Origin of the sequence: Daejeonella sp., from assembly GCF_036405355.1 — a bacterium.
GTDB lineage: Bacteria > Bacteroidota > Bacteroidia > Sphingobacteriales > Sphingobacteriaceae > Daejeonella.
Window position 1 is genome coordinate 1 of record NZ_DASWXT010000040.1, and the last position, 10,609, is coordinate 10,609.

A 10,609-nucleotide genomic window follows, 5' to 3' on the forward strand; every position below is an offset into this window, starting at 1 on the left:
TAATTTATTTATTATCTTGCTGATAACCAGACTTAATCACTATGAAAAATCTTTCAGGTAAACCAGGGATAATAATATTTACGGTATTAATCATTGCTTTATTGTACCTGGTATTTCGCCCGATCCCGGTCAGCAGGGATAATTCAATTGCTATTAATACGACAATAGATAAAGTTAGTCAAGGTTCTGAGGATAACATAATCTTAAAGCTCAATAATACCAGCGGGATTTTCTACATCAACCATGGCCTGCAGAAGGGATTAAATCTGGATACTCTGCAACAGGAATTACAAAACCGCGAAGTAAGCGTACTTTATTTAAAGTCTAATTTCTTCAGCGGGTTTAGTCCGGTGAAAGGCACCAAATATATAACAGAGCTAAAATTAGGGGATAAGGTAATTTATTCTGAATTATAGCAGAGGTCCTGGCTTTCGCCACAACACATCTGTCATTGCGAGGAGGCAGGACGAAGCAATCTCATAGTTTTTGTTACTTATAGTTTTGGGATTGCCGCGCTACGCCTGCCTACCGCAGGTAGGCTCGCAATGACAAAAATACAATGCTCTCAATGGCAAATCAATTTTAAGAATAAGCAGATTCAGGCCGGAATCTCCTGTTCACCCGCCACCTCCCTGCTGCCGCTCTCCTGTGCCATCCTATTCAAACCGTCCTGGGGCAGGACTGTTCTTCCCTTTTCATTGCAATTATTAGTCCCTGTAGTTCAGTTCCCTAGCACAGGTATCTCAAACCCCCTCCCTCAGCCTTTCCGCCAATTCATCCGGCAGCGGACTCTCCTCAATTCCTTTCGCTGCTTTTTCTATATCATAATCGAAGCGAATAAATTCAACTCTAAGGGGATTAACAGCCGAATCATCCAGACTAAGCATCGCATAACATCCCTGCGCATTTCCATCTTTGGGCTTTCCAACTGAACCGATATTGATCACCTGCTTATCCTTGCTGATAATCCGGTGATAGGGTTTATGAGAATGCCCGACACATAATACATTGGCATCAGCCTCATTCATCAGTTCTTCTACATATGCTGAATCGGTGTTTTCAAGAACATACTCCACAACACTCCTCGGACTTCCATGAACCATAAGGATGTTGAACTGCTTGCCATTTAGCTTAAACTCCAGTTTAATATGCGATGGGAGGTTTTGAAGATAGGCTCTGTTATCTGGTTCAATGATATGATAGGCGTAATCTTTTCCTGTTGAAGCCAATTCTTCTTTACTGATCTGGGGCAGTGCTTTAACTTTCAGGTCGTGATTGCCAACAAGCGTCGCAATCCCCCGCTTCCTGATCTCATTGATAATCTCATTTGGCCATACATTATAGCCAACCAGGTCGCCAAGGCAGTAGAATGCATCTGCTTTCCGCTTGTCCAGATCTTTTAAAAATGCGTCAAATGCCGGAAGATTGGCATGAATATCTGAGAAAAGGGCAATCTTCATTCAATGTTTGATACAGGTTTGTAATATTTATTCCGAAGCCAGAAGGCAACATTAACCAATGCGATTAATGCGGGTACTTCTACCAGCGGACCGATTACTCCGGCAAAAGCCTGACCTGAGTTAATTCCAAATACTCCAATCGCGACAGCTATTGCCAGCTCAAAATTATTACCGGCTGCGGTAAAGGCAATGGATGCATTTTGTGAGTAATCAGCTCCCAATGCCTTTCCAAGGAAGAAGCTAACGAGGAACATAATGGCAAAATATATGACCAGAGGGATCGCAATCCTGACAACATCAAAAGGGATTTGTACAATTAATTCACCCTTTAAACTAAACATGACAAGAATAGTGAAAAGCAAGGCGATCAGCGTGATTGGTGAGATAAAGGGGATGAACTTCTTTTCATACCAGGCTTCGCCTCTTATTCGAATCAATCCATAGCGGCTGACGATGCCTGCAGCGAAAGGTAAACCAAGATAGATGCCGACTGATTTGGCAATTTCTCCGATCGTGATATTCACTACCGAACCCTCAAAACCAAAGACCGGAAGCAGCAGCGTAATGAAAACATAAGCATAAACACTGTATAAAAACACCTGGAAAATGCTGTTTAAGGCAACCAAACCGGCAGCATATTCCCGGCTTCCCTCAGCAAGTTCATTCCATACAATCACCATTGCGATGCAGCGGGCAAGTCCGATCAGGATTAAACCAACCATGTATTCAGGTTTATCAGCGAGAAAAGTTATCGCAAGTACGAACATGAGTACCGGCCCGATGATCCAGTTCAGGATCAGGGAAACACTCAGTACCCTGGTATTGCGAAACACTTCTCCAAGGTTTTCATATTTTACTTTCGCCAGGGGCGGATACATCATCAGTATTAAACCGATAGCCAGCGGAATGTTTGTTGTGCCGCTCGAATAAGAATTAATAAACCCGGCACCCGAAGGGATAAAGTAGCCTATTGCTACACCTGTTGCCATCGCAAGGAATATCCATAAGGTTAAGTAGCGGTCGAGGAAACCTAGTTTTTTCCGTTGATGCGCCGGAGCGCAGTTTGTTGCTGACATGGTGGCTATGATTATGTATGCATTTACTAATTAGCTAATTAGTGAATTTTCTCTCCCAATAGTTATCTGGATGTTAATTCCACTATATGTTTCCTAAGCATTTGCTAATTATCTAATTAGCTAATCTGCTCTCCCGATAGCTATCGGGATCCTAATTGACATGCTTCTGTACAAAATCCGCCGAATACACCTTTATCATCTCCCTCACTCTCCTGAACTCCTCCATGATCTCCTCTTCCGTTCCTTTGGCTTTCGCCGGATCGGGGAAATTAAAATGAAAGCGTTCCACATTTCCGGGGAAGTAAGGGCAGGCCTCATTAGCATTATCGCAAACGGTGATCACATAATCAAAAGGGATATCCAGATACTCATTTACATTGTTCGAAGTATGTTTTGAGATATCGATATGATCTTCGGCCATCACCTTAATGGCTCTCGGATTTACCCCATGAGTCTCAATTCCTGCGCTATAAATGTTCGCTTTATTACCTGCATAATGTCTCAGATAACCTTCTGCTATCTGACTCCTGCAACTATTGCCGGTGCAGAGTACGAGTATGTTTTTCATATTTTATTTAATTTGTCCCGTAAGTACGGGATTGCCTGCGCTTCCTTTATTATCAATTGCTACTGGCAGCAGATCGTTTCTCCTTTATAATTTGCCAGAAAATCCTGCAGCGTTGATTCCAATACCTTCCATGTATCCGGGTCAATGCAATAGCAAACACTTGTCCCCTCGATCGAACCTTTAATGATTCCGATACTTTTTAATTCTTTAAGATGCTGTGATATTGTTGCCTGCGCCAGACCTAATTCACCAACCAGATCCCCGCAGATGCAGGTATTTGAGATCATGATCCGTTGAAGAATCGCAATCCGTGCAGGATGAGCTAAAGCTTTAAGGAGCATAGCCAATCTGTTCTGTTCTTTGCTGAAGATATCTGCTTTCGTTAAGCCCATAATTGTATATTGCAATATTACGATTGATTATTGTAAACTGCAATATTATTTTGAAGGGCCTCGCATACGATCCAAGTATTTAATTCAGAGTTTTTCGGAAGTCAGATTTCTCTTGTTATTCAGGATATAAACTATTGCAAATGCCAGTAGCGGGCTGGCGAATAGCCCAATCATAATTGTGCCCCAATAGCCTAATACCGTATTGCGACCATAATGTCCGGTCAAAATGATCAGCAGGAAATGCAAAATGATCAAAATGACTTCCGGGCCAGATATATTTAGATATGCAAGAGTCATGATTTACAGTTCTTTAGGAATAAAGATAAGATAATAATTGGAACAGTAAATTATGCTAATATGACGGATTCCTATACATTCCCTTAACCTTAGAAATAATACTTATTGAACCCATATTAACCCCAGCACTCAGCATTATAGTGAAAAAAAAGTCTGAATCGTAGTGTTTATAGACCATGAGGATCATAAAAGAATAAAAGATCAACAATCCTATCAGCGATTCCTTCAATTGATTTTTGTCTGCCGAAAAAATAGTTGGTACATACTCAGCAATAAATGGAGTCAGGAAAAACCAGCAAAATACCGCCGTAGCTATATTCCAACCTGTCAGGAATGAGAATGGAAACAAGAGGATAAAAAGGATTAATGGCACACATAATATCCTTAATCCTTTGTTAATGAGTTTCTTGGACATGCTATTAAATGGGTTTTATTAAAGATACTAATTCTATTTATAAACGCTCAGGATTTCCGGCCAGGTTTATATGTTACGCCAAAAACCTGTTGACCACCAAGAACACCTTGTAGAATACTAAATCCTTTTGGCAAGCATCTGCCCTCCATTCTGAAATATAATAACCTTATCAATCTTACCACTTTCATTCTGAACGAATTCCAGACAAATATCTGCAACCTTTATAAAATATTTATTCAGAGCTTCCGGGTAAATATCAAGCTTTCCCTGTCCTGTAGCCTCGGCTTTCATTTGGCCGTTCTCCTTTGAAATAGTTAATATAATTTGCGGAGCTATTTCATACTTCCCAACATAGCTAAGTGATACTTCATCAGGAACTGGAAACAGCTTTTTGATGATCGGTTTATAAAAGTCTTTCCATTGATAGACGTTTGCCACACTGTTAATAATCTCCTGCATGATAGCGCCGTTTTCCGAATTAATCATCACGATCACACCATCACCACCATCCATACTCCCGTAATACTCGCAACGAAAACCTTCATTTGCTCCGCCATGCCGAAAATAGGTTCCCGCACCACGTTTATCGATAAAAACTCCCAGCGCTGCACTCTGACCAATATAAGGAGTAAGCATTAGCCGGGTAAGCTCCTGCGACAAAACCTTATTTGATTTACCCTTCAACGATAACTGGGTTTCAATAATGAACCGACCAAGATCTGAAGGGGTTGTCCATAAAGCAGCTGCGGCCAGTTCGGGATACAAATGGTATTTTCCCATCACCTCTTCACCCGAGGCATAGTATGCAGTAGCCAGGTCTTTGCCTTGCACCATTGCATCATTACTGCCATAAAAACTATTCGTCATGCCGATAGGTTTTAACACATTCTTAAGAGCATAGTCTGCGTAGTTTGTTTTTGTAACATCCATCGCGATCAATTGCGAGATTGTCGTTCCGCCTCCTGAATATACATATCTTATTCCGGGCTCTGCCTGCGAACGCACAGCGGCTGAATTAGCAGGAGCATGCCCATTTAATATCTCAACAACAGTAGGTATCTCGGCCGTTTTTTTATATCCACCAAAGCCATGTACCGTTAAACCGGCGGTATGGCTCAGCAAATTTGCCGTGCTGATTTTTTTATTTTTTGATACGGAATCATAGGGAAACTTCCATGAACTAAGATAGTTGTTGATATCGGCATACAGATCTATCTTCTTGTCCTGGACAAGCTTTAAAATGCTCATTGCATTTAATGATTTGCTTAGCGAAGCTGCCTGAAAACGTGTCGAGGGGTCGGCAAGTCTTTTTTCACTGACATCAGCATAACCATAGGCTTTAGCCCAGTCAATCTTATAATCTTTAATAACAGCAATCGTCACAGCCGGAACATGATAAAGTTCCATTCGCTGTTTGATAGTCCAGGAACTATCACCCTCAACAACTATTCCTCCTGTAAGGCTCTGCTCTACTTTGCGGATTCTTTCGTTGAGCTCCAATGTTTGACTAGCCGATTGAGCGAGCAAGTAAACAGGGCTTAGTACATTTAAGAAAATAAGCAAAAAGAATGGTTTACAAATAGATCGTTTCATATCCGGTTTTTTTTATTTTCAATAGGTTCCACGGTATATCCGCATTCTTAACTACAAATGTAGTTAAATAAATAACTTTTCAAATAATTTGTGAATTATTCTTCAGAAACGGTCTTTGCAGCTTCTTGTTCATTCATTGTCTGAACTTTGATTTCTATGATTTCCCTTATTACTTTTTTTACACTTGAATCCTAAAATCCTTTAATCCTAGCTCAGACAGTTTTTTTACCCATTGTCTGAACTACCCGACTTGCGAAATCACCTGACCGAGCGGAAAGAGATTTCGTCAGTCGCAAATCCTGATAAGTGACTGACGAATTTATCTTGCTTAGCGCCCAGGTAAATTCGTAACCCGATAGCTATCGGGTCTGAACTACCCTTATTACATTTGAATCCTAAAATCCTAAAATCCTAATAATCCTAGCTCAGTTTTTTTCCTTGTCTGAACTATGATTTCCCTTATTACATTTGAATCCTAAAATCCTAATCCAGACAGTTTTTTCTAGTTCATTCTCTGAACTGTGATTTATTTGATTTTTGAGATTCCTGTGATTTCCCTTATTACGCTTGAATCCTAAAATCCTTTAATCCTAAAATCCTAATCCAGACAGTTTTTTCTAATTCATTGCCTGAACCATGATTTCAATGATTTCTGAGATGGAGTTGGGCTCTGAACTACAAAAAAGAGAACAGGCCTCTCTGAATCTTTTGTCATGCGGAGAATATTGGATTCAAACCGATTACAGAGCCAGATGTATAATCCACCTTTAAATATGCTTTAGCCGTGTTTTTAGTATTTATATATTTTCTGTCAGTTTGCAGATCTCTATTGTTTTTGCTCTATCTGTGACCGGCATCCAGGATCAGGTAGTAGAACTGATATTTCATAACGAGTCTTTTAAAATCTTATATTTGATAATTGAACCGAATGGCCCTCATCAACCACCATAGCGTCCGTTTTTTCATTCTAATTATCAGTCTGATCGCACTGTTAATTTCTTCCTGTGAAAAAAACGACGATAAGGATCTTTCTGAAGACTATTATGATAAAGCCATTATAACTGCTAATAAACGCTTTGGTTTTTATTACGAAGGCAAAGCGTTTAATTATCTTGATTCAACCTACAGGCATGCGAAAGAGCTTACCGTAAACGAACGTTTTAAGTTCTATGGCTTCTATTGTGGCTATTATTATCAGGCGGTGAAAGATTATTCAAAGGCAATGGCCTATGCCGACAGCATGGTATGGATCATTGAGGAGAGTAATAACGAAAGCAAAATGGTGAAGCAGCATGCCCAGGCCTATTATTCCAAAGGAGATGTATATTTTGCCGCCGGTAATTATGAGGACGCTTACAAGTACTATTTCAAAACAAAGGTTATTGCCAAAGAGCTCGATCAATGTACCCTAAGCGAATATAGCTATCGGCTTGGAATGGTCTTATACAAACAGAAACGCTTCAGAAGCGCGGCCGATAATTTTAAGATTACCTTTGCCCAGGCAAATAATTGTAAACCTGTATTCCCCGTATTCTGGCGCCAGCAGGAAGTTTTAAATAATATTGCATTAAGTTACACAAAGGCTAACATGCCCGACAGTGCCCTGGTATACTACACCAAAGCCTTAAAGTTCATCGATCTGAATGAACACAAATACAAGGTAAATGCCAACACATACAGAGTCGCCAGGGGGGTTGTTTATGGTAATATGGGGGATATTTACATGCAGAAAGGTAACCTGGATACTGCTGAAGAGCTATTTAAAAAATCGATAATTAATAATTCGGCACCTCTAACCGACCTCGCTGATGGTCAGCTAACAAGAATAAAACTTGCCAGACTTTATAAACAACAGAACAGGCGGGATGCCTTCCGTCAGACTTTAAACAGTGTGAAAGGCGGAATGGATTCTGTTTATAATGCCGATGTGAAAATGAACTGGTACGGGCTTATGAGTGATTATTACAGGTCCTTAAATGAGCCACGTCAAGCCTTAGAGCACCTGCTCACCTATAATCTGCTGAAAGATTCTATCCAGAAAAGTAACGAGGGCCTTATCGGAGGGGATGTAAATGCCCAGCTGCTCGGACTGGAAAAGGAATATGAAATAGATATCCTCAGAAAAAATAGTCAGTTACAGCAAATGTACCTGGTAGTGGCGGTTATTTTTACACTGATGATTTTGGTTATAGTCTTCCTTGTTTTCAAAAATGGCCAGCGTTCAAAACGGAGCCTTATAGAATTATGGGAACTTAACGATCAGATAAACCAGCAGAAAAAAACGCTCGAGAAGACACTTGACAGCCTGGAACAAAGCAGTAAGGAAAAAGACCGGATATTACACACGGTAGCACACGATCTCAGAAACCCGATTGGCGGTATAGCCGCATTAAGTGGCCTGATGCTGGATAATGGGGAAAATACAAGTGAACAGGAAGAGGTGTTTTCGCTAATCCGGAATACAAGCAAGGATACACTCATCCTGATCAATGAGCTGCTTGAAGCTGCTCATGGGAATCTCCTGGAGCTCACAAATAAACAATGGGTTGATGTCAACTCGCTGCTAAGCAACAATGCCGACCTGCTGCAGTTTAAGGCACAGGAAAAAAATCAAAGGATCCTGACCGAATTGCCCGATGAGGAACAACAGATTTTTGTCAACCGCGAAAAAATGAGCCGGGTGATCAGCAACCTGATCAGTAATGCGATAAAATTTAGTCCGGAGCAGACCGATATTCTGATCAGAGCCTGCAATTCTAAGGGCAAGCTCATTATTTCTGTCAGCGATCAGGGTATAGGTATCCCTGATGAACTCAAAGAAAAAATATTTGATATGTTTACTACGGCCAAACGTCCCGGCACTTCAGGCGAGAAACCATTTGGGCTTGGGTTGAACATAAGCTACGAGATTGTGAGAGCCCATAAAGGCCGCTTGTGGTTTGAGAACAACCCCGGAGCAGGCGTGACCTTTTATATTGAGTTGCCTACAGGAAACCAGCAGCCCCAATACTCTGGAAATACTGAACATTAAAGACTATAATGAATTCCTCAGGGAGAGTGGATACCTAAGAACCTATTTAAAGGACTAATCCAGATACTTTTAGAGGGTTGGGATTTAAATTGTTATTTATTCTGTTTTTCCATGATTTCCCTTATTACGTTTGAATCCTACTTTTGTCAGAAGATATTCTAATACTCAGTATGCTCAGGTAGAATATTTAACCATGATGCGTGTTGCAATAGTGTAATACAATGAAATAGTACACAAATTTAATTTATATTTAAATGACGATCTACCACGTTAGCTATGCCTTTATTGCAATTACTATCGAATAAGCCCGCCCGAACGGTTTGGCAGGCCGGACTATTATTGACACTGTTTATGTTGGCGAATATGAGTTTTGCCTATACCCAGGATAGTACCCTGTTAAAGCAGCAGGCAGCCCATAAAAGCCGGGAATATATATCCATTGACGTTCAACCCCTGTTCAGAACGGGTACTAGCATCACCAAGACAACCGATAAGGACGTCATGAAAAGATTGAATTCCCCCGGATTTTCGGCTGGCGTAGACTACCAGAGAGTGAGCCAGAGTGGCTTTACTTTTGTCTCAGGTATACACTTCCGGATGATTCCGGTTGCTTACAGGTTCAACATTGATTACAATGATTTTCCTGCCGGAGGTCCCAGTACTTCCAATTTTGGGCAAACAAACGTCAGCCTTGTGAATGGGCATATCTATTTTCCGATTCAAGCAGGTTATACCTCATCAAAAAAGATCGGCAAATGGCACCCTTCTATTATGGCGGGAGTTAGTCTAAGTCAATTAAGCGATTACGGTTTACAAAGCGGCTCCTCTTATTCCGATGATTCACATGTTAATCATCCTATACAGAATATCCGGGTTGATTTTCCTGAACATAAGCCATGGTTAAGCTATACGGCGAACGTGCGGGCATCAAGAACTTTGAGGAACGGCAATCAGATCTTTTTTGGAGTCAATGCCAGCTTTTCAGGTGTAAGGTATAACAGCGGACAATATAACCTTTATCCCAATAGCGGGGTGCAAAGCGGGACATTCAGTGATACAGGCAGTTATGTGGCTTTACAGTTCGGCTACTCGCTGGTGAGAAGATATAAAGAACCTGAAAAATATAATCGATGAACATCCTCAGATTATTGGCTTTTATGCTGCTGCTGATACCCTTTCAAATAGTCAGAGGCCAAAGTTCTATAGAGTTTCGTATCACGCCGAACCTAAGTGCTAAACCGGAAATTGTGAACCCATCTCCTGCCAGAATCAGCAGTCCGACGAAAATGGGTTTTGATCTCGGAGCAACTTATACTTATATGCTTAACAAGAAGTGGGGGATCGGTGCAGGACTTGCCTTAGGCTCGGTTGTTTATGGTATTGATTTCGTCGCACCAAGTACAGCCTTTGGTACAAAGCAGGACAAGGGTGACATATGGTGGAGTAATTATTTTGACCCCTATAATTATCATGCGCTGTCAGTTCGGGCCTTACGCCAATTCAAGTTGAGTGAACGGACATCTGTCCGGATTGTTGCGGAGCCTTCCCTGCGCTACTATAGTTACAGCGCAGATAACTATGACGGTTTCCAGGCTGGGTTTAACCGTGCTGTTCGTTTTGATCCCGATGTGCCTTTTACTTTGCCGGCTGATCTGCTGGTGGACATCCCCGCAACAGGTCATAGGTTCGATCTGAACATCGCTTCCTCCATAGGAATAGAAAGAAACTTAGGTTCGGGGAGCAGCTTAGTATTTGGTTTAAGGAAGAGTTTTGGACT

General features: G+C 41.2%; 11 protein-coding genes. 4 read left to right on the top strand and 7 right to left on the bottom strand.

Features of this window, described 5'->3' with window-relative positions:
- Window positions 1-41 precede the first annotated feature (41 nt).
- Window positions 42-416, top strand: a complete 375-nt coding sequence (locus VGE44_RS05085; RefSeq protein ID WP_331076666.1) for a hypothetical protein — start codon at window positions 42-44, stop codon at window positions 414-416.
- 327 nt (window positions 417-743) lie between these two features.
- Here the strand turns inward: VGE44_RS05085 and VGE44_RS05090 are convergent, their stop codons facing one another.
- The 7 genes from VGE44_RS05090 to VGE44_RS05120 form a co-directional block, all read right to left on the bottom strand.
- Complete coding sequence (locus VGE44_RS05090; protein ID WP_331076667.1) at window positions 744-1,460, bottom strand: metallophosphoesterase family protein; 717 nt, start codon at window positions 1,458-1,460, stop codon at window positions 744-746.
- Window positions 1,457-2,536, bottom strand: a complete 1,080-nt coding sequence (gene arsB / locus VGE44_RS05095; protein WP_331076668.1) for an ACR3 family arsenite efflux transporter — start codon at window positions 2,534-2,536, stop codon at window positions 1,457-1,459. The genes VGE44_RS05090 and arsB overlap by 4 nt, the downstream gene beginning before the upstream one ends.
- Before the next feature lie 151 nt (window positions 2,537-2,687).
- Window positions 2,688-3,104 (bottom strand): arsenate reductase ArsC, encoded by a 417-nt coding sequence (locus tag VGE44_RS05100; protein ID WP_331076669.1) that lies wholly within the window; start codon window positions 3,102-3,104, stop codon window positions 2,688-2,690.
- Between the two features lie 59 nt (window positions 3,105-3,163).
- Window positions 3,164-3,496, bottom strand: coding sequence for a metalloregulator ArsR/SmtB family transcription factor (locus tag VGE44_RS05105; protein ID WP_331076670.1), 333 nt, complete (start codon window positions 3,494-3,496; stop codon window positions 3,164-3,166).
- An 84-nt stretch (window positions 3,497-3,580) separates the two neighbouring features.
- On the bottom strand, window positions 3,581-3,793 hold the full coding sequence (locus tag VGE44_RS05110; protein ID WP_331076671.1) for a hypothetical protein: 213 nt from the start codon (window positions 3,791-3,793) through the stop codon (window positions 3,581-3,583).
- Between the two features lie 55 nt (window positions 3,794-3,848).
- Window positions 3,849-4,208 carry a hypothetical protein gene (locus VGE44_RS05115; protein WP_331076672.1) on the bottom strand — a complete coding sequence of 120 codons (360 nt, stop codon included), beginning with the start codon at window positions 4,206-4,208 and terminating at the stop codon, window positions 3,849-3,851.
- Window positions 4,209-4,325: 117 nt separating this feature from the next.
- Window positions 4,326-5,801, bottom strand: coding sequence for a serine hydrolase (locus tag VGE44_RS05120; RefSeq protein WP_331076673.1), 1,476 nt, complete (start codon window positions 5,799-5,801; stop codon window positions 4,326-4,328).
- Window positions 5,802-6,729: 928 nt separating this feature from the next.
- Between VGE44_RS05120 and VGE44_RS05125 the strand changes: the two genes are divergently transcribed.
- The 3 genes from VGE44_RS05125 to VGE44_RS05135 all read left to right on the top strand — a co-directional run.
- Complete coding sequence (locus VGE44_RS05125; protein WP_331076674.1) at window positions 6,730-8,832, top strand: tetratricopeptide repeat-containing sensor histidine kinase; 2,103 nt, start codon at window positions 6,730-6,732, stop codon at window positions 8,830-8,832.
- 285 nt (window positions 8,833-9,117) lie between these two features.
- Window positions 9,118-9,966, top strand: coding sequence for a hypothetical protein (locus tag VGE44_RS05130; protein ID WP_331076675.1), 849 nt, complete (start codon window positions 9,118-9,120; stop codon window positions 9,964-9,966).
- The coding region (locus VGE44_RS05135) for a hypothetical protein (RefSeq protein ID WP_331076676.1) at window positions 9,963-10,609 on the top strand (647 nt) is incomplete at its 3' end. The genes VGE44_RS05130 and VGE44_RS05135, both read left to right, overlap by 4 nt.